The sequence below is a fragment of the Phormidium pseudopriestleyi FRX01 genome, assembly GCF_017313335.1.
Lineage (GTDB): Bacteria > Cyanobacteriota > Cyanobacteriia > Cyanobacteriales > Laspinemataceae > Laspinema > Laspinema pseudopriestleyi.
In genome coordinates this window covers 1-22,375 of the sequence record NZ_JAFLQW010000191.1, presented here as the reverse complement: position 1 = coordinate 22,375, position 22,375 = coordinate 1, and the positions used below count along the sequence as shown (strand labels likewise).

The window sequence follows — 22,375 nt, the reverse complement described above, 5'->3', positions numbered from 1 at the left end:
CAATCCTGACTCAATACCCTCTGTTCTGATGTAGGGGTTTGGAGACCAAACCCTCTTTTTGACTTATAAAAAATACCCTCTGTTCTGATGTAGGGGTTTGGTCTCCAAACCCTCTTTTTGACTTAGGGAACTCCAAAAAATAAATCATTCCTATTCAGTTTTTAAAGTAGGGTGGGCATTGCCCACCTTCTGTTCGGTGGCTTCACCACCCTACAATTGCTATTTTATTTTTTGGAATCCCCTTATAAAAAATACCCTCTGATCTGATGTAGGGGTTTGGAGACCAAACCCTCTTTTTGACTTATAAAAAATCCCCTCTGATCTGATGTAGGAGTTTGGTCTCCAAACCCTCTTTTTGACTTTGCCACCAGCTTCACAGGGCTAGGAGGGTTAACTTATCCAGGGGGGAGAGATTGAGTGCAAGTTCCCAGGCGATCGACTTGAGATTCTAAACTCAACAACAAGGGGGTGATCTCTTCAAACACTTGGCCCCGCACTTGCTCCTCAATTTGGCTGGAAATGACTCCGATCGCCCGAGCACCCATATTCAGACTGGCTCCTTTAATCCGGTGAGCTTTTAACTCAACGGTACTCCAATCCTGGCGATCGCAGGCGGAACGAATCGCCTCAATATCCCCCCGCAGGCTATCCACAAAGGCTCGGATCAGGCGTTCTTGTAATTCCAGTTTGCCTCGGGAAATCTCCTGGAGACGGACCCAATCAAGGGGTGAATCTTCAAGGGTTCCCTCGGGTAAATCTCTAGGGAATAAGGACCCGGATGGTTCCAAAGTGCTAGAACTGCTCACACTATGATTGAGAGTGGCTTCCGTTGGGGGGGTCTCGGTCAAATTGGGTTCCGGAGGCTGAAGGGGGATGATTTGGGGAATCCAGCGATCGAGTGCTGCCTGTAACTGTTCGAGGAGGACGGGTTTGCTAAGGTAGTCATCCATTCCTGCCTCCAGACACTTCTGCCGATCGCTATTCAGAGCATGAGCAGTCAGGGCAATGACGATGGTATGACGGTGGGTTCCTTCGCACCGTCGGAGTTCTCGGGTCACCTCATAGCCATCTTTCTGGGGCATCTGACAATCCATAAAGACGAGATCATAATCTTCACAGGCAAGGCGATCGAGGGCTTCGAGACCATTATTGACACAATCGGCATGGTAACCCAAGGTATTGAGTTGAAAGACAATCACTTGTTGATTGATCTCGTGATCTTCGGCGATTAAGATTTTCAGGGGGGACAAAGGGGGAGGGGCCAATGAGAAGGTGGAGCCAGAGAAGGGTTCTCCCTGAGCCCCTTGGGAGCGATCGCGACTAGCCACCTGGGGATCTAAAACCTGCTGCAAGCTTTCCACAAACTGAGACCCCCGTAAAGGTTTGATGATATAAGCACTGACCCAATGGGGTGCTAAGGCTTCGGCGATCGCCCGTTGATTAAACTGAGCCAAGGCGATCGTCCGGGTTGTCGCCAAATTTGGCTCCTGTTTAAGGGCTTGTAACAGGGTTGAGCGATCGCCCTCCAGGAGGTTCACACTCGCCAGGAGTGCATGGTAGGGGGTTCCTTCCCCTGCCGCCGCGCGCAAGGCACTCAGGGCGCTCTGGGGGTCCGTCGCTTGATCCACTGTAATTCCCCAGCGATCGGCAAAATGTTGCACCGACTGACGATGCATCGCACTCTCATCGGCAACCAACAGTTTTAGAGACTCCATCTCCAAGGTTGTACCCCGGGAATTTTCCCATTCTGTGCGATTCTGCTGTACCGGCAAGGTAACGGTAAACCAAAAGGTAGACCCCTGATTCAATTGACTCTCGACGCCAATCTTGCCCTCCATCAGTTCCACCAATTGTTTAGAAATAGCCAGTCCTAAACCAGTCCCGCCATACTGACGAGTCGAGGAACTATCCACTTGGGAAAAGGATTGAAATAACTTGGTTTGATTCTGGGGTAAAATGCCAATCCCCGTATCGGTGACGGCAAATCGCAAGGTGACGGGATTGCGCTGCGCCGGGGGTATGGAATCTGCCTCCGAGGTGGAATCTTCTGGGACGGCACTCACGGCGATCGCCACTTCTCCAACTTCGGTAAATTTAATCGCATTATTGACTAAATTTAGCAAAATCTGACGCAACCGCGCCGGGTCTCCAAACAGATGCCGAGGAACGTTGCGATCGATGCAAATTCCCAAATCAAGTCCCTTCTCCTGGGCTGGAGCGACCATCAAATCCACTACCGATTCGATACATTCATCTAACTCGAAATCAATCGGGTTGAGATGCATTTCTCGTGCTTCTAACTTAGAAAAATCGAGAATATCGTTAATCACCGTCAACAGATGTTCAGCACTGGAAAAAATCGTTTGAGCATAATGTTTTTGTTGGGGGTTTAACTCCGTTGCCAGTAGTAATCCGGTCATCCCAAGTACCCCATTCATGGGGGTGCGAATTTCATGGCTCATACTGGCAAGAAATTCACTTTTGGCTCGATTTGCAGCCACTGCGGCCTGTTTCATCTGGGCTAAAATAATGTTTTGTTTCGCCAGCTTTTGGGAGATGCGGGTTTGCTCCGCCAGCAGTTGCGCTTGAGATAAGGCAATGCTGACTTGATTGGCAAGTTGTTGCAGCAGTTCGGTTTCAAATTGTGTCCACTGGCGTGGAGTGGAACATTGATGGGCAATCAGTAATCCCCACAATCGTTCCCGTAGCGGGTCCTCTGGGGCATCCCGTTGGAGTAATGGCACAACCAGGTTGGCTTTCACCCCAATTCTTCTGAGCAAGTCCCTATAGCAAGAGTGAATTTCTGCGGATTCAACATCGCAAATGGCGTTGACTCGTCCCTGTTTGTATTGTTCTAAATAGGTGGTGGGAAAGCAGGTATCGGTAATTTGGTTTCCTAATAGCGGCTGACAGGTTTCAACGACGGCTTCTTTGACCACAATTCCTGTTCCATCGGCCATCAGTTGGAAGACGATCGCCCGATCCGCGTGGAGAACTTGTCGGACTTCTTCAACGGTGGTTTGGAGAATTTCTCCAATATCTAAGGATTGACGAATTTTGATGGTCAATTCTGCAAAGAGTTGAGAACGTTGATTCTGCTTGATAATTTCCTCCTGGGCTTCTACCCAATCGGTAATGTCTTCAGAAATTCCCATAAGATATTGAGGGGTGTTAGTTTCATCGACAATGGGGACTTTACGGGTATGAAGCAATCTCATCCCTTGATGTGGAGTTTGAACGGTTTCTAAGGGAATATCTGCCATTTGTTGGGTTAGGAGTGCTTGACGATCGCTTTGAGTGAAAAAATCAGCTTCTTCTGGATTAAATAGGTCATAGTCGGTTTTGCCTAAAACTTGATCTTGGGAATAGCCAAATTGTTGTTCACTGGCTTTATTCCACCGAATAAATTGCAAGGTTTTGGCATCTTTGATAAATAAGCCGAGAGGCATATTTTCAATGACTGAGTTGAAAAAGGTTTTGGTTTGTGCTAATTCGGCTTCAATTTCTCGACAGTGGCTGATCTCGAACCGTGATCCGTCCCGGGGATCTCGGCGATCGCCAATCTCCTCGGGAATCGAGTGTTGTGGAGGTTCGTTGATCCCCGGTTTGCTCAACTTGGAACGAGAGATTGTGCTGACTAGGATCAGGTTCCCGATCGCCGTCGCGATTGCCAGGGAGTCCCTAGCGAGTCCAAAAAATGGGGGGGCGATTCCAGTCCAATCTAAGATGCTGAGGAGGATTAGGCTAACCAATATGGCTACAGCGAGGAGCCAGAGGACCTGGATCGCGATCGCCCCTCGCCTGATTTGATACTCAACTCTCAATATGTCCCGTTTCATGACTTCACCATTAATAACCGCAACTCTGATTCCCAGCAGCAATCGCCATCACCAATAGGGACAGCATTATCCTAACCTCCTCAGCAAACGGCTGGTTCCTCCCTAGGGTGGGTCCGGTTAAGTACATTCCAGGAAGCCAAACTGAGGCGATCGCGGCACCCTTTATCAAGCCGCCTCGGTGCGATCGCGGTTCTATCTTCATGGATCCATCCAGGGCGATCGCTATATAAGACACCGCGATCGCCATCCAAATTAACAGCCCCACTATGTGAGGATCGTAGCTGCCGGTTAACACAGTCTCGCTATACCGATTGATTCCCCTGGACTGAAGCATACGAATCACTTTGACATCTAGTACATTTCACGGAACACAGGCAGCAAACTTCGTTCTAGCCTTCCTATCCTTCTCTCTACCTTTTCCTCAACTTTTGATACCCGTTCGGCTTCGGGTTTTCAGTCCTTACCCCGAAAGGCGCAATATATTTATCCCCTGCAAGCCTTTTAATCTATCTTTAGGAAGATGTCGCTCATTGTTTATTCTTTACCAATAGTTTGGGCCTTGACTAAGTTTGTAACTAATTTTAAACCCTTTGTCTAAGTTTTGAAGATTAATTAAATCTTAAATTTTCTTAGACGACCTCATTTTTGTAATTATAATAAGGGGCTTAAAAAAATGATAAAATTTTCCCCAAAAAAAGTAATTTAGATTACATCTTAAAAAAATAGGTTATATCTTATTCAGCGATCGCCCTTTATTTTTCCTCCGGATTATTATAGCCTGCCCGACGCATCCTCAGTTGAATATCTTCCAACAACTTGCGATTAACCGCCAATAAATCAGCCACAAAACCCAAGATAATAAGCTGCACCCCAATTAAAATTAAAATAGCTGCTAAAATTAAGCTGGGAATTCGCGTCCGGTCAGTCCCCATTAAAAAGAACCCTAACCAGCGCACCCCCAAGGCCACCCCTAAACCCAAGGGAAAACTCCCAAGCAGCAGGAAGAACCGCAGAGGTTTATAGGTCATGAAAATTCTAAAAATAGTTAAAATAGACCGATGAATATAGCTCGGAATACTCTTGACTAATCGAGAAGGTCGTAACTCTCCATTGGTTCGGATCGGGACCGAAGTAATCGCCATCCCTTTCTGTCCCGCTTGGATAATCGTTTCTAACGTATAGGTATATTGATTAAACACATTTAGCTGCATCGCCGCTTCCCGACTAAAGGCCCGAAAGCCACTCGGTGCATCGGGGATTCTCGTATTACTAGCCAGACGCACCACCCAACTTCCCAGGCGTTGTAAGAATTTTTTAGTGGGGGAAAAATGTTTAATATCTTGAATCGGGCGCGCCCCGATCACAATTTCCGCAGTTCCAAATAAAATCGGTTGAATTAAAGCCGGGATATCTTCAGCACAATATTGATTATCTGCATCGGTATTTACAATAATATCAGCCCCGGCTTTTAGAGACGCTTCTAATCCCGCCATAAAAGCTTTTGCTAGACCTTGATTATTGGCAAGGTGAACAATGTGATCCACTCCACACGCTTTGGCAACTTCCACCGTGCGATCGCGACTGCCATCATCAATCACCAACCACTCAATTTCATTAATCCCCGGTAATTGACGCGGCAGTTCACTCAGGGTAAGTCCCAGGGTCTGTTCTTCGTTATAACAGGGAATTTGAATAATCAGTTTCGTCATAGCATCCTTGCGTATTGAGCGCTTAAATTTTAGCGCTTGGAGGGGAAGTTGGGGAAGTTGAGGGAGGATTAGAGTGCCTTTCGTGTCATGGCTGGGCAGATCCCAGTCACAAGGAGTTACTCCCCAACTCCCCCATCTGCTATGATTAAAGCAATCTAACACTCAAGTGCCAAACCATACACCGACTAACTGGAAGAGACAGATTATGCCGCTCTATACTTATTTCTGTCCTAGTACCAATCAAAAACTGGACGTGACTCACTCCATTAAAGATAAAGCGCAAACTTGGGGAGAATTGTGCCACTTGGCAAACCTCGAACCGGGACAGACGCCTCTATCTGCACCCGTGCGACGGTTGATCTGCGCCCCAGCGCTGATATTTCCCACCGGCAACAGCGAACTCAAAAGTCATGGGTTCAGCAAGTTGGTCAAACGGGACGATGGGGTTTATGAAAATGTCACCGCCACCGATGGAGAAAGTCGGATTGTCCGACCGGGCGATCGCAGCACCTATCCTGATTTGAAAAAGAAAATAGGCGATTAAATCCATAGCCTCATAGAGGTTTTAACTATTTCTATTCAAGAGTTGAGTGGGGAATACTCAGCTCTTTTTTAATTGAACGTCGGGTTCTTCTCCCTTTTCTTTGCTCCTGTACCCATGCTCTATAGCAATCCTAAATGATTTATGCCCTCTCCTGCTCCCCTCTCCTTGTAGGCCGCCTTATGTTGGGGGAGAGGTCTTATTCCACAACTGACATAGGATTGCTCTAGCATCACCTGGAAAAGACTATTTACTCACGATTTTCAACCTCAACCCCCTAATTTTAAGATAGACTTTTTAAAAAAACCAGCCATTTTAGAAAATTTCGCCTATATTGAAGGATAAGAACCAATTCATCAAGTCTTTGCATTCCGGCTCCTTATTGTATATCGGAAACAACTCATGCGTGTCTTACTTTTATATCCACTTTTTCCGAAAAGTTTCTGGTCCTTTGAAAAAGCTTTAGCTTTAGTCGATCGCAAAGCCCTGCTGCCGCCCCTGTGTTTAGTCACCGTTGCCGCCTTGTTACCCCAGGAATGGGAATATAAACTCGCCGATCGCAATATTCGCAATATCACCGAGGAAGAATGGGAATGGGCAGATTTAGTGATTTTATCCGCCATGATCGTTCAACAAGAAGATTTTCTGGCCCTGATTCGAGAAGCTAAACAACGAGGGAAACAGGTCGCTGTTGGTGGCCCTTATGTTACCTCCATACCGGATGAGGCAAAAGCAGCAGGTGCCGATTATCTCATTGTAGACGAAGGGGAAATCACTCTACCGATGTTTGTTGAAGCCCTAAAACGAGGGGAAAAAACCGGCACTTTTAGCGCTTATGGTGAAAAAGCCGACGTGACGCAAACCCCCATACCCCGCTTTGATTTATTGGATCGTTATGCCTATGATACGATGGCGATCCAATTTTCTCGGGGTTGTCCCTTTCAATGCGAATTCTGCGATATTATTGTCCTCTACGGACGTAAATCCCGCACTAAAAACCCAGCCCAAATATTAGCGGAACTCGATCGCATTTTGGAATTGGGGTTCACTCAAGCGGTTTTTCTCGTAGATGACAACTTTATTGGCAATAAGCGCAACGTTAAACTATTGCTCAAAGAGTTGAAAGCATGGCAAGAAAAAAACCACTATCCTTTCCGCTTAATTACGGAAGCCTCGGTGGATTTGGCCCAAGATGCAGAATTGCTGGACATGATGGTGGATTGCAATTTCTATGTGGTCTTTTTAGGAATTGAAACCCCGGATGAAGAAAGTTTAACTCTCACTAAAAAGTTTCAAAATACCCGAAATTCCCTCAGTGATTCAGTCCAAGCCATTACCAAAGCAGGAATGCGCGTGATGGCCGGATTTATTATTGGCTTTGATGGAGAAAAACCGGGGGCTGGCGATCGCATCGTCCAGTTTGTGGAAAACACCTCCATTCCAATGGCAATGTTTAGTATGTTGCAAGCCCTTCCCAATACGGCCCTCTGGCATCGGTTACAGAAAGAAGGGCGATTAAATAATGAAATTGCCAACGGTAACCAAACCACTTTAATGAATTTTATTCCCACCCGCCCCCTGGAAGAGATTGCCCGAGAATATATAGATGGATTTTGGAAACTGTACGATGCTCAACCTTATTTAGACCGCACCTATCGTCACTTTATGATGATGGGAAAACCCCGCAATCCAGTCCCCCGGCGTCGAATGAACTGGCCCACTATTCGGGCATTTTTCACCATTTGCTGGCGGCAAGGGATAGTTCGTTCAACCCGTGGGAAATTTTGGCTTTATTTGGTTAATATTCTCCGTCACAATCCCGGAGTAGTGGATCATTATTTAGCGGTGTGCGGACTCTTTGAACACTTTGGCGAATATCGGACCATTGTGCGAGACCAAATTGAAAGTCAACTGGCTGAATATTTAGCAGAACAACAAGAGAGTGAAGCCTATAAAGCTGACCGAGAAGAGTCTGCTGTAGCTTAATTCAAATTATCAAATGGGTGCGTGAGCCCGGCTTACGCACCTGACCCTTTTCTATTTTCTCCTTAGCGGTCCTCTGGATTTAGCTGAACCATTGCCCAAGTGGTATAAGTACCAATTGGACTCCAAATCATATAAGGAATTAATAAAACCACTGCCCAAGTTGAAACCGGCCAAACACTTAATGCTAACAAATAGCTGAGTAATCCTCCGGTCCCCCCAATAATCGTCCCCACAGTGAGACTTCGCAGTTTACACATTACCGGGGTATAAGAAATAGTGACAATTTCTAGGACTAAATAAAAGACCATTAAGACCCAAGTCAATTGACTTCCCGGGTCGGCTTCCCAAACCAGATAAGCGGACCAACCGCCACAGATAAAAATGACTGTCCAAATGATGGGAATTGCCCGTTCAAAGGTCAACCATTGCGGACGCTGCACCCGATTAAACCAGCGAATATCTGACCCAGTTAAGGCACTCCCCAGACCTGCCACCAAAATGGCGATCGCCCCAATAATCATCCAAGACTTAATCATAACTCCCCACCTCCATACCATCCCACATTTTCCCCTCCAGTATATCCTGAATTTTCATTTCGTAATGACAACTCCCATCATCCTCCCCTATTCGTAGTAACGACTTCAGTCGTTCTTAATTGTTCGTAGTAACAACTTCAGTCGTCACATCAAAAAAAGAACAAATTATCCGAGAGAATACATCCAACCATCTCGGGCGCAAATTCTGACAATTCCATCCCATACGATTGGGGTCGCTTCAAACGAAACCCCGGGTAAAAAATGTCCCGATTGTTCTACCTTTAACCGATAAAACTCTCCTCGTTGATTCGGGACCGCATTCACGCGATCGCCCGGGGATTCTTCCCACTGTAAATCAAACAAATATACCCCATTATATCCTGCCGCAATCAACTTATTCCCATCGGTAAAAATCGGAGTAGAAATCGACCCCCCAATATTTGTTTTAAATAAAATCAACGGCATTTCATAGTCTTTTTTCAACCAAGGCCCTTTAACTTTTTGACCTGTAATTTGAGTTTGCGAACCGATATAAAGATAACCATCAATTGCACTGGTAGCAAATAAGGCCGGAAATTCTCCATTAGGATTATATTCATCATTGAGGGCAACCGACCCAATAATTCCCCCTTGCCATCCGCTAAAATTACGATTTCCTGTGGGAAAAAACCACTTTACAGCCTTCTCCTCCGGTTGATTTGGGTCCAGTTTAAAAACTCCTCCTTGGCCGGGAATATATTGTCTTTCTATGGCGCAAAATAATTTATCATCTTTAGAAATAACCACGCTGCCATCAATATCGGACCCGGTGAAAAAATCCCAGATAATTTTTTTTGTTTCTATATTGATGCCATAGATATGACCTGAACCAGCGGCGACAAACAGTCGATTTTCGAGTCGGGCGGGGGAAGATTCCGTGACAAGATTGCCGCCTTGTCGGAGACTATCCTGGGGTTCATAAAATTGAACTTCACCTAAAATTTCCGGTTGAAGAATGCCCGATTTTAGCGTAGCGGCATCGGTGGCACTATTCAGAAAATACCCAATGCCATTTTCTCCGGCGTTGAATAAGATACCATTGCCTAAATCTAAGGCACTGCTATCATTATCCCGGCTATAACTGGCGGTTTTTCTAATATCGAGTTTCCAAAGTTCTTGGCCGGTTCTAAAGGAAATGGCGCGAAAGCTGGGAAGGGGACCGGCGGAATTGAGGGAATTTTGAATGCCTAACCGACTGCCTTGTAAGATGACGATGCGATTTTCTTCGGAGGCTTTTTCATCGATATAAAGACTGGCACTCCCTTTAATGACATCATCAAACTGATAGCGCCAGATGACTTCGTTGGTTTCAATATCAATTTTTCTTAAACTGTGATCATAAGCACCAATGGTTAGATAAACTTTCCCACCGTCTCGGGTGAGGGTGGGTTGTCCCGTCCATCCGGCACCACTCCAGGTGCGCCAGGAGGTGCCGACTCGGGTTCTGCCAGTTCCTAGGGGAAATTTATCGAGGAGATTTAATCCTTGGGGAATTCCTCTGCCATAAAATCTCCGTTGATCGTTGCCGAGAAAGGTCGGGATTAATAATTCAGTGTCTGGGGAGAGTCCGGCGATCGCCTGATTAACGGTTTCGGTAACGGTGGGTAACAAATTCCTCGGAGGTGCAGTGGGGATGTTGTTGATACGACATCCTTGTAGAATGGGCGGTAGTGAAGAACCCATTAAAAAGAGCATCGCATTTTTGTTAAAGGTTCGCCGGTTTAAAGTCATGGGTAAAACAGTTACAATTTAAAAGGGTTGGACCGATCGCCAGGGAACGGACCCCTGATCCGGGAGTGGGATGGTGACTCATCCAAGACCGATCGCCGGGTCTAGGTCCATCCGTTGCGATGAAAATTAACAAAGGCAATATCATAGTACCTGAAAAGCCGAGGCGATCGCCGCCGGAAATGGAACTGCTAGAGTCTAACAACGTCTACAAATCATATATTTTGAGTGAATATTTTAAGTCCATACTGCGAGAGTTAAAGGGATGAAACCACAGAGGTTATTATTGAGTATTCTCACCGCCGGGGCGATCGCCACCTCGGGTCTGGTGAGTCCTCCTTTCTCCACCGTTGCCACCGCATTTAGTGCAGATGAACAAAGCAGCATCAATGTCTACCAACAGGCGAGTCCTTCGGTGGTAACCATCCGCGTAGGCAGAGGTGCAGGGTCTGGAAGTATTATCAGTGCTGATGGTCTCGTTTTAACGAACGATCATGTGGTGAATTCAGCGCGTAATGGCCGAGTGGAAGTGCTTACGAGTACGGGACAAACTTACATCGGGGATGTGATTGCCACCGATCGCCGCAATGATTTAGCCTTAGTTCGACTCCAAACCAGCGATCGCCTGCCTGCGTTACAGGTGGCGAGTCGAGATGGGATCCGGGTCGGTCAACGGGTTTATGCGATCGGCAGTCCCTTTGGACTCTCGGGAACCTTTACCACCGGAATTCTCAGCCGAATTGCTGATAATGGGGATTTACAAACCGATGCCGCCATCAATCCCGGTAATTCCGGCGGTCCTTTGCTCAATTCCAATGGCGAACTCATAGGGGTCAACAAGGCGATTTTAAGCCCCAATCGTGGGGGTAATATAGGGATTGGGTTTGCCACCAGTGCCACAGTTGCCGAGGATTTCATCGCTGCTAATCGATCGCGAACGGTGGCCCAAGGGACTTCTAGGACGCCATCGCCATCGCCCTCTCGGTCAACTTCTCCCCCGCCTCGATTAGGGGTAGAGGTGAATGCGGGTTTAGTAATTCAGTCAGTGGAACGGGGTTCTCCTGCGGCGCAAATTGGGTTGCGATCGGGCGATCGCTTGTTAGGGGTGAATGGCACTCGGTTACAGCGAATCGAGCAACTTTTGGCATTTTTAAATACCCGTCCGGATTCGGCAGTGTTCACCATCAGTCGAGGACGGCGAGTGGCAAATGTGCGCGTGAATTTTTAACGGGCGACTGCCGGGACAATTTTAGTTCCATAAACAAAACCCCAGCATTTTGCTGAGGTTTTAGGGTTCATTTTTTGAAGTGAGGAGATAGGCAGAGGAGTTTTCCACTGCCAAGAACAGTAGTTTAGAAGTAGCGGATCATTAGGGGCACTAAGGCTTCCATCGTTTGTCCAGTAATGCGATCGCGGACCCGGGCTTGGCGGAAAGCGGTCCGTGCAGTATAGGAGAAAATACTCCGGGAACTCATATCGCCAATTAATTCGACTAATTCATAACGGCCATCGGAACTGCTGTCGGTGGTGATAATATTTCCCCGAGAGGCGCGACCCCCAGTGCGATCGAGAATCACTGGCAAAGAGCGAATCACCGGATAGGCTATACCTTGGTAAGTGATAACTCGTTCGGTCAGGGCTGCAAAGGGTCTTTGAGCCGATGCCGCTTGCGGGAAGCTAAAACCAGAGGCTAGGACCAGTCCGATACCCAATAAAATGGCTTGAACTTTGGCGGAATTTTTCATGGATTTTAAGGGGAAAGGATCGACGAATAATTACCAAATAATCCCTATTCGGCATTTAGCCAAATTGGGATGTTTCTTTTCTCGGTGATTGACCCCCAGGGGGTCCGAAAAGTTCCAAGGGGTTGATTAGCAGGGTTTTCGCTTCAGTCAGTCCCTAGCAACAACCGGCGAGGGTTTAAACGTTGGCGGCCTCATAGCTAAAGTCGGGTTTTAACCGACTAAAAACACCACTCTATAAGACTTTCAGCCGGTTTAAACCCCGCCATTGTTTTTCTCAATGCGTGGCGATCGCCCTCCTGGAAACGGTGGGAAAGTATCAACAAATGTTGACTTGACCGCTCACCCATTACGGGTTAGGTTGCCAATTCTCGTTATCAATTACACTGGGGCGATCGGCCCGATTCGGAAACAATTCCCCGAACCCCCGTTCCCGTTGCGCTGGCGTTTCATCAGACCAATTCCACATACTTTCATAGAAAAAGAAAGACACTCCCGCAAATCCTTTTTCCCGAACCACTTCCACCTGTTCTTGAATTTGACTCATGGGAATGGGACGACCTCGTAACCCACTCAGAATCCCAATTCCCACAGGAATATTGCGTCGGGCCGCTTGCACTTCGGGCCGTTCTAACTCCTCAATAAACACATTAATATCATTCCGATACAGTTGCAAGACGATTTCTTCCACTAATCCCTTTTGTTCCCAGGTTGCCCAATCTGCTAAATAGTATTGATATGAAAACTCTTGGGGATTGGGAGATAAACTAACAATTGCCTTGGGATTGCGCGCTTTAATTTCTCGGAACATCCGTTCTTTAAACGCCGTAATTTTATCGGCCCGCCAGCGTAACCAATCCGGGTCTTTCGGGTCAGTCGGGGGAGAATTGCCGTCATGTTCTTGTTTGTAGAGATTGACGGTGTAATCATCGTAACCATACTCGGAAGGTAAGCCTAAATGGTCATCCAGTTGGATGCCATCGACCTCATAATTAGTGACAATTTCTAGGAGTAAATCCAGGATAAATTGCTGGACTTCGGGGTGAAAGGGATTCAGCCAAACCCGAGGATGTTCTCCTTCCATCTTCACCTCTGTGCCATCACTACGTTCAGTAATCCAGTGGGGATGACGACGGGCTAATTCAGAATCAGCCGGGGCCATAAAGCCAAATTCAAACCAAGGAATCACCCGCAATCCATGTTTTTTCCCTTCGGCGATCGCCTCCTTGAGCATATCCCGCCCTTGTCCCAAATTCGGGTCATGATTGCGATCAATTGGCGTCACCAACTGCATAGATTTTCCCGTCACCCGTTGCGCGACTTGACTCGGATATAAGGTATATCCCCAATTCCAAACCGTGGGATAAACCGTATTAAAATTCAAGTCAGCCAGTCGTTTCATGCCCCATTCTAAATTACCCTTAGAAAAGAGGACATCGCTATCAATATTGGTTAACCACACCCCACGAATTTCCGAATTCGGGATAGGAATTGGGGCAAGGGCAACATACTCAGAAGGCAGAGGAGAACTGCGCCCCATCAGGGCTTGACAGAGGAAAGCCGAGACATCCGCACGAGTGGCAGGGCGATCGCTATCTAAACGCCGGAGATTAGGATAATTAACAATTAGGCGTTTTTCTGTTGCTGCTGCGATCGCATCCCTTGCATAACTTGGAATTTGTCCCGCATCATCAAACATCTGAGATAACAATTGCTGCGGTTCTCCTTGGGGAGAATAATTCAATCCACTCACCAAACTCACCCATGCCTGAACCCGACGAATATTTTCCGTGGGATTAAATCGATTTCCTGGATATCCTGATAAGAATCCTCGTTGATAAGCACTACGAATTGCCGAAGTTGCCCAATAACTGCTAGGAACATCGGTAAAAGTAACCGCATCCCGTCCCGCTGTCGCATTAGGAAAAGCCACATCCAACATCGTTGCAAATTCTGCCCGCGTCACCGGCGCATTTGGACGAAACGTCCCATCTTGATATCCATTAATAATCCGCCGAGTTTGCAGGGTTTCAATGCAAGATTGAGCCCAATGTCCTTGCACATCCGTAAAAGAAGATTGCGCCCTTGTCGGTACCGTTGCCAAGGGAATGAGAGACAGACTCAGCAGGAACACCCGCAGAAATTGCCAATTCTGGAAGTTAAACATAGGTAGAAAGTCCTGAACAGTCAAACAGAGAGTGATTTGGGACTAAATGCAACGGGGGAATCCCCTTAAACGATAGTCCTGCCCCTATTAGACACCACTTTAGACCAGATTTCGGGATTCACCGAATTGAATCAATCTAAATCCCGGTTCGAGGTCCCGACTTCAGTAGTTGATTCCCTCCGGTGTTTGTAGTAACGACTAAAGTCGTTTCCGGATGTTTTTACCGAGGTGCAATTTGGGGTCTTTTCATCGGTTTATTCTTGGCTAACGCAGTCATAACTCCCAAAATTCAAAACAAAGCGAAAAACTTGATTCCTGTGTGGGCAACTTTTATAAAAAGAGACCCTTTAAAATATAAAAAAATACAAATTTTGTCGTAAAATAGCATTGGTTTTTTCAGGATGCCGGTTTCTAATCTGCACCCGTTTTTACTGTAGCGAAAACCCACTCAAAATCAGGGGAATCAGAGAGATTTTATTTCCCGTTGCAAAATAATTTTATGCTAGGATAAAAAATTTCCGACAATCATGGAATGCCAAATTTTAACTGAGGTTCACAAGCTCTTGGTAAAAAACAGATAAACTGATTTAGCAGAACAGGTACAGGATAGCCAGGAAATCGGGTCTGTGAACTGGGTTTCTGGTCTGAAACGCCCGAGGGATTCGCGAACCGAATCTTTGAGGAGGGAAGCTCATAGAAGGAAGTCCGCAGGTGCGATCGCCCTTTAAAATAGACTGTGCTATGGGGTCGGCATAGCGGTGAGAAATCGGGTTTTTTCACAAACACTCTGCCAATCCGCACCCCAGTAGGGCCAGAAACCGGCTTTCTGGCCCTGTTGATGGAAGATTGACCCGGAAGCTCTTGGCCAGATTAGATTATCACCCCTAACGCTTTAGGAAAGATGACAGACTACAATATCGGACTCGATTTCGGCACTACTAACTCGATCGCCTCCTACATGGGTCCGACTGGAGAACTGGATGCTTTCCAATATGGGGGGCCAGACGGTCATAAATATGTCCCTTCGTTTATCGCCTACGATGAGGGATTTGTGGAAATTGGCATGGCGGCACGCACCACCGCCGCGAATCATCCGGAGGTGGAAAGTTATGGCAATTTTAAAATGCGGTTGCCGTTGGCTGATTTTTCCGAGTATTTTGCAGGCGATCGCACCCCGAGTACCGTGACGGCAGACTACCTGCGGGAACTCCTAATTTCTGAGGAGAATCCCTATAGTTTTATCAACCAACAAGGGTCGGTCAATGCTTTGGTAGTTTCGGTTCCAGAAATTTGGCAACGAGATATTTATAATCGGGGCCGTGAATCGCTCCAAACGTTAATTAAACAGTTAGGATTACCCCTCATTCATCTGGTGAGTGAACCTGTGGCAGCAGCGGCTTATTATGCTTGGGAAATCCAACGCCGCGCTCGACAAGAGGGAGTTGCATCGTTTAGTGGTAATTTGCTGGTTTGCGATATGGGCGGCGGGACTTTTGATGTGAGTCTGTGCCGGATTTATGGGGATAAAAAGGTGGAGGTGCTTTATTTTGATGGAGAAGGCGACTGCGGTTTAGATTCTGCCGGAGTTGCCTTCGATCGCCACTGTGTCCAACTCGCCTACACCCGCAAACACGGCCACCCTTTAGATGAAACAGACCCCGAATTCCTGCGCTTACTCCGAGAGTTTGAAACGGTCAAAATAGGCTCTCATGGCCGAGGAACCCGAAAACTAATCAACTGTTTAAAAGAACCAGATATTTATGGCGATCGCGATTTATATGTCTTTGCGGGAGGCTACAGCGTCACCTTCGCCGAAATCCTAGAAGCCTTTACCCCCATTTCCGACGGAATTCATCGAGTCATGAAGCGCTTAAAAGCCTGGTTACAGCAACAGAACCTAGAAATTGACCGCCTCTTTTTAGTCGGTGGATTCTCCCAATTTCTCCTCGTCCAACGCGCCATTTCTGACGCCTTAGCCATTGATGAAACCGACCCGCGCTTTGACCAAACTTTTAATATCACTAATAGTGCTTATGCCATCTCTTACGGAGCCTGTTTAATCGCCAATCAACTCGTAGAACCGACAGAAAAATATGTTCATACCCTCGGGATTGTCGTAGACACAATTAATACTCAAGCAGAACGAGAACAGAGATTTATTCCAATTATTAAAGGCGGTTCTGGTTTAGATGAATTAGCGAAACCTCAGTTTGCAGAAATTCCTCCCTTAGTGACTTTTCAAAATGATACCCCCCTGAGTTTAACTTTGTGGGTTGACCCCCAATCCAAGGGAATCAGATTGAAGGAATCTCTACCGGATATGGTGAAACTTCCCAGTTATGAATCCCATGATTCATGGCGAGTGGGGATGCGAGTGAATCGGTCTCAAATTGCCTATTTAGTGATAGAAGATATTGCAGGAGAAAAACGAATTGAATACGAGCTAGGCAATGCGATCGCCAAAATGTTTCCCGGTTTTGTCTTAATTGATGAAGGAGAACCGGCTAATTAAAGGGGTGAACTAACCCCCTTTCCCTTACAAGAGTATGTTTTTTACGAACGGTCCCCGGACCTTGGCAAGGGGAGGGTTAGGGTGGGGTCTCCCGTGAGGTGGCGATCGCCACCTCACGCACTCACTGGAGGCGATCACACCTGTATAGAGGCTAGTCCAACCTATTTCTTCGTAACTCAGGCGATCGCCACCTCACTCCGACACTCCACCCACTAATTTTTCCTGAAGTGGCTTTGCCACTTCAGGAGGACCCCACCCTAACCCTCCCCTTGCCAAGGTCCGGGGACCGTTCGTGCAGTTAATAGTAAGGCGAATCACCATAAACGTAAAAAACCTACTCTTGTAAGGGGGGGGGTTAGGGGGGAGAGGTCCCTCTTAAATCACCACTCCATTTAAGTTCAATTAATTCCCTTAAAAACAACCCAACTATGACCCAAACCATCACCGAACAACTGACAAAATTAACGCAAGATTTGCTCTGGATGAGTGAAGCAGATTATCCCTGGGAAATTGTCTCCTATGATTGTTCTAACCTCACCCCCGAGCAACTCTTAGAACAAAGTAATCTCCCCTCAAATACCCCCATTGAAACCGTGAGTATAGAGCGTTTTTTTGCCCCCGCACTCCGGGAACAATCGTGGCATAATGAAGAGGAACGAGCAACGAGAAACCGTTACCAACAGTTATTTGATTTTCTGAATGACCAGTTGAATGACTTAATCGTTTATCGCCTTAAAGAGGTGGAAATTGATGTTTATATCTTGGGAACCGTTGAAGATAAAACCATAGGACTGAAGACAACGATTGTAGAAACATAATTACAACAGGACAAGGCAATGCCTTGTCCTGTTGTAATGATTAAAGATTGTCTACCCGACTCTCGATCGCCTCTTGAATCCCGAGTGGCAGATTAGACAAGAAATCATATCCCGTCGCCATCTCCAAAACATCGATAGAGACTCGATAATCTCGCCATGCCGTATTGGCAACCCGTTCCGTATTGGGCATTTGGACCGCGATCGCCCGCGTATCTGCCGTAATCCCACTCAATCCACTCCCCGGGCGATCCAGAACTACGATAATTTTCCAAGTATAGCGCGGCACCGTAACTCGACCATTGGCGATCGCCTTGATTTGTCCTTCCGGTCCCGCAATAATATATAACTCCTTCCCCTCTTGCACCAACTTGCGGGAATACTGCTCCAATTCGTTCCACACCTCCCGATTATTAGCCGCAGATTGGGGTATGATATTCGTCATCACAAAAGTCGCCGAATTGTCCTCAACCGATGCCGTGCGATCGCCCGAAGGCACCAGATGCCCGCGATCATATCCACTTCCGCGATAATCCGTCGCCCTCACCGCATAAAACCCCTCCGGCAACAATTCATCCGGTCTAAAATCATCTTGACGGTCCACCCTCCCCAACCACGATGAATTCAACTGCCAACTCGCCCAATTTGCCGTCCCCAGACTGCGATTATACGACAACATATACTGAGGCTTTTCCATCAAATAATTATCCGCATTCCCCAGATCCTCCGTTGCATTACTAGGATTCCCAAAAAGTAAGTGAGTCTCAATCGCTGTTGGTGGTCCCCACAACCAAGGACAACCCGCCAAAACAACAGCCAAACCACAGGCGATCGCCGCCAAAAAAACCTGCCGAAATCCGGAATTACGATTAGACATCCCATCAACCCCCAAACAGATCTCCACCCATTCTACGCCCCTCCCCTTTCATCTCCACCCCATCCCTCCGTGAAAATCCGTGAAATCTGTGGTTACTTCCCCCCCTAGAAGCAGCCACTCCCGCAAAAATAAAGTTATGCTATAAATTATTGAGAAATATTAAGAAAATAAGCCCCATGCTAACTTCCCCGACGAATGGAGCCAAAATTAAAAACTTAATCAAGGAGAAACTCCTATTCGGGAACGAGCCTACCCCTGAACTGGTTGCCATTTTGCTAGTTTACTTCGTGCAAGGCATCCTGGGGTTAGCGCGGTTAGCCGTTAGTTTCTTCCTAAAAGACGAACTAGGGCTAGGTCCTGCGGAAGTTTCCGCCTTAATGGGGATTGCCGCCTTACCCTGGATTGTCAAACCCCTATTTGGCTTTATGTCCGATGGGTTACCCATTTTTGGGTATCGCCGACGGCCCTATCTCATTCTGTCGGGGATATTGGGTGCAGTCGCCTGGATTGGCATGGCAACCGTCGTCAACACCGGATGGCAAGCGACAGCCATGATGTTACTCAGTTCTCTGGCTGTTGCCGTTAGCGATGTGATTGTCGATTCCCTCGTCGTCGAACGTGCCAGAAATGAGTCTCTGAGTCATGCCGGTTCTCTGCAATCCTTGTGTTGGGGTTCCTCCGCAGTTGGAGGATTGATTACCGCCTATTTAAGCGGTTCTCTGCTGGAACATTTCAGCACCCAAACCGTGTTTTTAATGACTGCAACCTTTCCTCCCATTGTCTCCGCAGTGGCATGGTTGATTGCCGAGGAACGAGTGGGAGAGGATTCGATTGGGTTAGGTAAAGTCAAAGAACAAGTGATTCAACTCAAAGGTGCGATCGCTCAAAAAGCGATTTGGTTACCCACAGCCTTTCTGTTTATCTGGCAGGCAACCCCATCGAGTGATTCCGCCTTCTTTTACTTCACCACCAACGAACTGGGATTTCAACCCGAATTTTTAGGGAAAGTGCGACTCGTCACCAGTCTCGCCTCCTTAGTGGGGATTTGGCTGTTCCAACGCTTCTTTAAAACAATTCCCTTTCGCCGGATCTTTTGGTGGTCCACCCTACTATCAGCGGCATTAGGGATGACAACCTTGTTACTGGTGACTCATGCCAACCGGGCGATCGGCATCGATGACCATTGGTTTAGCATCGGCGATAGCTTGATTCTCACCGTCATGGGACAAATCGCCTATATGCCAGTCCTAGTCCTCGCTGCCAGACTTTGCCCTCCAGGAGTCGAAGCCACCTTATTCGCCCTATTAATGTCCGTCACCAACCTAGCGGGACTGCTGTCATACGAAGAAGGTGCATTGCTGATGCACTTGTTGGGAGTGAGTGAAACCAACTTTGACCAACTCTGGCTATTAGTGGTGATTACCAACCTTACCACTCTGTTACCGTTAATCTTCATTAAATGGCTACCGGACAGCAATTCAGGCGGCGATCAATTACCCGCATCCGAAGAGAATCAGCGGTATGAAGAGATGCGAAGATTAAGTCCGGATCATGCAGGGGCGATCGAACCCTTACAACCAGAAAAAGTCCCCGAACTAGAACCCTCTGCTTAATCCCTTAAACCCCCAAAATTAGCCAATGTACTCCCCCGTTCGTAGTAACGACTTCAGTCGTACTCCCCCTTTCGTAGTAACGACTTCAGTCGTCTCCGGATTAATTCGTAATAAAAACATTCCCCCAAATCGCCACAACCAACAGCGCTTAAACCACCCAAAATCCCTCTCAACCTCATGCAACTCCAAAACCGTCAACCCGAAAACATTTCCTCCAAAAAATCCTATACACGCCAAGACTGGCAAAAAGGCTACGAATCCCAACCTCGGGAATTTGACTACTGGATTGAAGACATCGAAGGAGAAATCCCCCTCGAACTCCAAGGCACCTTCTTTAAAAACGGTCCCGGACTCCTGGATATTAACGGCGATCGCATTCATCACCCCTTTGATGGCGATGGCATGATTTGCAAAATTGCTATCAACAAAGGTCGCGCCCACTTTAGCAACCGCTTCGTCCAAACAGAAGGGTATCTCGCCGAACAAAAAGCCGGAAAAATCCTCTATCGCGGCGTCTTTGGTACTCAAAAACCTGGGGGATGGTTAGCCAATATTTTTAACTTCAACATTAAAAATATTGCCAATACCAACGTCATTTATTGGGGAAACAAACTCCTCGCCTTGTGGGAAGCCGCCCAACCCCATCGCCTTGACCCTCATACCCTAGAAACCCTAGGATTAGACACCATTCAAGGCACCTTAAACCCTGGAGATGCCTTTGCCGCTCATCCGCGCATAGACCCCCATTCTCAACAGGATGGCGGTGCACCTTGCCTCGTCAACTTTGCCGTTAAACCCGGACCCTCCACCACCATCACCATTTACGAACTCAATCCCGCCGGGGAAGTAGTGCGACAACATTCCCACAGCATTCCTGGATTTGCCTTTCTCCATGACATGGCAATCACCCCCAACTACTGTATCTTTTTCCAAAATCCCGTCCGGTTTAATCCTTTACCTTTTTTATTGGGATGGCGCAGTCCAGGACAATGTATCGATTTTAATCCCCATGAAAAAACTAAAATTATTTTAATTCCCCGGGATGGCAAATCAGCAGTTAAAATCATTGAAACTGAACCTTGCTTTGTCTTCCATCATGCCAATGCTTGGGAAGAAAATGGAGAAGTGTTTATCGATTCTGTCTGTTATGAATCCTTCCCCTCCGTTGAACCTGATGGAGATTTTCGCGAGGTTGATTTTGATACCATTCCTGCGGGTCAGTTGTGGCGATTTCAGGTGAATTTAGAAACTGAAACTGTGCAGCATCAAGTCCTAGAAAGCCGCTGCTGTGAGTTTCCGGTCCTGCATCCTGAACAAGTAGGCCAGCCCTATCGTTACTTGTATATCGGGGCCGCCCATGCACCCGAGGAAAATGCCCCCTTGCAGGCGGTGTTAAAGCTGGACCTCAAAACCAAAACCCAACAGATTTGGAGTGCCGCCCCCCGTGGATTTGCTGGGGAACCCGTGTTCGTTCCGCGTCCTGGGGAAACAAAAGAAGATGAAGGCTGGTTGCTACTGTTGATGTACGATGCGGCACACCATCGGTCCGACTTGGTGATATTAAATGCTCAGGACTTGACTCAAGGACCGATCGCACGATTGCACCTCAAACATCATGTCCCCTATGGATTGCATGGTAGTTTTACCCCCGAATGGTTTGGTCCAGTAGAGTAAATTTATTCCCATTGGACGGTATAAAGTCTGCCTGTAGGGGGATTTAGGGTGAGGGGAAGAGGACTTACAACTAAGTCAGCTTAATTTAGGAGCGAATACAGGTGAGCAAAGCATCGCCTAATGTATTCGCTCCTAATTTGTTAAAAATTGGCGTTTAACAGAAAAGATTATGGAAACAAGCGAAAGAAGAATCTCCCCTTATCCCAATATTCCCCCTGTCATTGAAAGCAAAGACGAAGAGTATTTGGATTCCGGTGTGACCAGTAAATTATCGATCGCCGGTCATCCGATCCACCCCGTCATCGTCACCATGCCGATCGGGTTACTGATTTCTGCCCTGATCAGCGATGTGGTGTATTGGAGCACAACCGATGTATTTTGGGCCAGAGCGTCATTTTGGCTGATTGTGGGGGGAATTATCAGTGGAGTCGCCGCTGGTCTCACAGGAATGTTTGACTTCGTAAAAATCAAACGAGTCCGCGATCGCAGCGCCGGATGGATTCACATGATTGGAAATATAGGCGTGATCCTGCTGAGTATAATCAATATGTGGACGAGACTAGGAGACCCTGCCGGACCGATTTTACCGTGGGGATT

The 22,375-nt window shown here is 47.1% G+C and carries 18 protein-coding genes; 9 read left to right on the top strand and 9 right to left on the bottom strand.

Features of this window, described 5'->3' with window-relative positions; genetic code table 11:
* Nucleotides 1-395: 395 nt before the first annotated feature.
* The 3 genes from J0895_RS06900 to J0895_RS06890 all read right to left on the bottom strand — a co-directional run bounded on the left by J0895_RS06900 (nt 396) and on the right by J0895_RS06890 (nt 5,548).
* Nucleotides 396-3,839 (bottom strand): response regulator, encoded by a 3,444-nt coding sequence (locus J0895_RS06900; RefSeq protein ID WP_207087370.1) that lies wholly within the window; start codon nt 3,837-3,839, stop codon nt 396-398.
* Between the two features lie 10 nt (nt 3,840-3,849).
* Nucleotides 3,850-4,173, bottom strand: coding sequence for a hypothetical protein (locus tag J0895_RS06895; RefSeq protein WP_207087369.1), 324 nt, complete (start codon nt 4,171-4,173; stop codon nt 3,850-3,852).
* Between the two features lie 418 nt (nt 4,174-4,591).
* Complete coding sequence (locus tag J0895_RS06890) at nt 4,592-5,548, bottom strand: glycosyltransferase family 2 protein (RefSeq protein ID WP_207087368.1); 957 nt, start codon at nt 5,546-5,548, stop codon at nt 4,592-4,594.
* A gap of 205 nt (nt 5,549-5,753) precedes the next feature.
* Here J0895_RS06890 and J0895_RS06885 point away from each other — a divergent pair, with 205 nt between their 5' ends.
* Together J0895_RS06885 and J0895_RS06880 are read left to right on the top strand one after the other, a co-directional pair.
* The gene (locus J0895_RS06885; RefSeq protein WP_207087367.1) at nt 5,754-6,092 is read left to right on the top strand and encodes an FmdB family zinc ribbon protein; all 339 of its coding nucleotides are present in this window, start codon (nt 5,754-5,756) and stop codon (nt 6,090-6,092) included.
* 399 nt (nt 6,093-6,491) lie between these two features.
* Nucleotides 6,492-8,075: a B12-binding domain-containing radical SAM protein gene (locus J0895_RS06880; protein WP_207087366.1), complete on the top strand. Its 1,584-nt coding sequence runs from the start codon at nt 6,492-6,494 to the stop codon at nt 8,073-8,075.
* Between the two features lie 62 nt (nt 8,076-8,137).
* Here the strand turns inward: J0895_RS06880 and J0895_RS06875 are convergent, their stop codons facing one another.
* The 3 genes from J0895_RS06875 to J0895_RS06865 all read right to left on the bottom strand — a co-directional run bounded on the left by J0895_RS06875 (nt 8,138) and on the right by J0895_RS06865 (nt 10,583).
* Nucleotides 8,138-8,611: a TspO/MBR family protein gene (locus J0895_RS06875; RefSeq protein WP_207087365.1), complete on the bottom strand. Its 474-nt coding sequence runs from the start codon at nt 8,609-8,611 to the stop codon at nt 8,138-8,140.
* A gap of 165 nt (nt 8,612-8,776) precedes the next feature.
* A complete protein-coding gene (locus J0895_RS06870; protein WP_207087364.1) occupies nt 8,777-10,381 on the bottom strand; it encodes a PQQ-binding-like beta-propeller repeat protein in 1,605 nt (534 codons plus the stop codon).
* Nucleotides 10,356-10,583: a hypothetical protein gene (locus J0895_RS06865; RefSeq protein WP_207087363.1), complete on the bottom strand. Its 228-nt coding sequence runs from the start codon at nt 10,581-10,583 to the stop codon at nt 10,356-10,358. Before J0895_RS06865 ends, J0895_RS06870 begins: the two co-directional genes overlap by 26 nt.
* Before the next feature lie 60 nt (nt 10,584-10,643).
* On the opposite strand from J0895_RS06865, the gene J0895_RS06860 reads away from it, so the two are divergent.
* Nucleotides 10,644-11,606, top strand: coding sequence for a S1C family serine protease (locus J0895_RS06860; RefSeq protein WP_207087362.1), 963 nt, complete (start codon nt 10,644-10,646; stop codon nt 11,604-11,606).
* A gap of 124 nt (nt 11,607-11,730) precedes the next feature.
* Here the strand turns inward: J0895_RS06860 and J0895_RS06855 are convergent, their stop codons facing one another.
* Together J0895_RS06855 and J0895_RS06850 are read right to left on the bottom strand one after the other, a co-directional pair.
* Nucleotides 11,731-12,123 (bottom strand): hypothetical protein, encoded by a 393-nt coding sequence (locus tag J0895_RS06855; protein WP_207087361.1) that lies wholly within the window; start codon nt 12,121-12,123, stop codon nt 11,731-11,733.
* A 346-nt stretch (nt 12,124-12,469) separates the two neighbouring features.
* Nucleotides 12,470-14,287 (bottom strand): glycoside hydrolase family 10-like protein, encoded by a 1,818-nt coding sequence (locus J0895_RS06850; RefSeq protein WP_207087359.1) that lies wholly within the window; start codon nt 14,285-14,287, stop codon nt 12,470-12,472.
* A gap of 901 nt (nt 14,288-15,188) precedes the next feature.
* Here J0895_RS06850 and J0895_RS06845 point away from each other — a divergent pair.
* From J0895_RS06845 to J0895_RS06840, 3 genes are all read left to right on the top strand, one after another.
* Nucleotides 15,189-16,799, top strand: a complete 1,611-nt coding sequence (locus J0895_RS06845; protein WP_207087358.1) for an Hsp70 family protein — start codon at nt 15,189-15,191, stop codon at nt 16,797-16,799.
* An 81-nt stretch (nt 16,800-16,880) separates the two neighbouring features.
* Entirely contained in the window at nt 16,881-17,015 is a 135-nt protein-coding gene (locus J0895_RS26285) for a hypothetical protein (RefSeq protein ID WP_277989793.1), read from the top strand.
* 212 nt (nt 17,016-17,227) lie between these two features.
* On the top strand, nt 17,228-17,617 hold the full coding sequence (locus J0895_RS06840) for a nuclease A inhibitor family protein (RefSeq protein ID WP_207087357.1): 390 nt from the start codon (nt 17,228-17,230) through the stop codon (nt 17,615-17,617).
* A 40-nt stretch (nt 17,618-17,657) separates the two neighbouring features.
* On the opposite strand, the gene J0895_RS06835 is transcribed toward J0895_RS06840, so the two are convergent.
* Complete coding sequence (locus tag J0895_RS06835) at nt 17,658-18,491, bottom strand: DNA/RNA non-specific endonuclease (RefSeq protein ID WP_207087356.1); 834 nt, start codon at nt 18,489-18,491, stop codon at nt 17,658-17,660.
* Between the two features lie 176 nt (nt 18,492-18,667).
* Here J0895_RS06835 and J0895_RS06830 point away from each other — a divergent pair, with 176 nt between their 5' ends.
* The 3 genes from J0895_RS06830 to J0895_RS06820 form a co-directional block, all read left to right on the top strand.
* Nucleotides 18,668-20,104 (top strand): folate/biopterin family MFS transporter, encoded by a 1,437-nt coding sequence (locus J0895_RS06830; protein WP_207087355.1) that lies wholly within the window; start codon nt 18,668-18,670, stop codon nt 20,102-20,104.
* Between the two features lie 177 nt (nt 20,105-20,281).
* A complete protein-coding gene (locus tag J0895_RS06825; RefSeq protein WP_207087354.1) occupies nt 20,282-21,778 on the top strand; it encodes a carotenoid oxygenase family protein in 1,497 nt (498 codons plus the stop codon).
* Between the two features lie 169 nt (nt 21,779-21,947).
* The coding region (locus J0895_RS06820; RefSeq protein ID WP_207087353.1) for a DUF2231 domain-containing protein at nt 21,948-22,375 on the top strand (428 nt) is incomplete at its 3' end.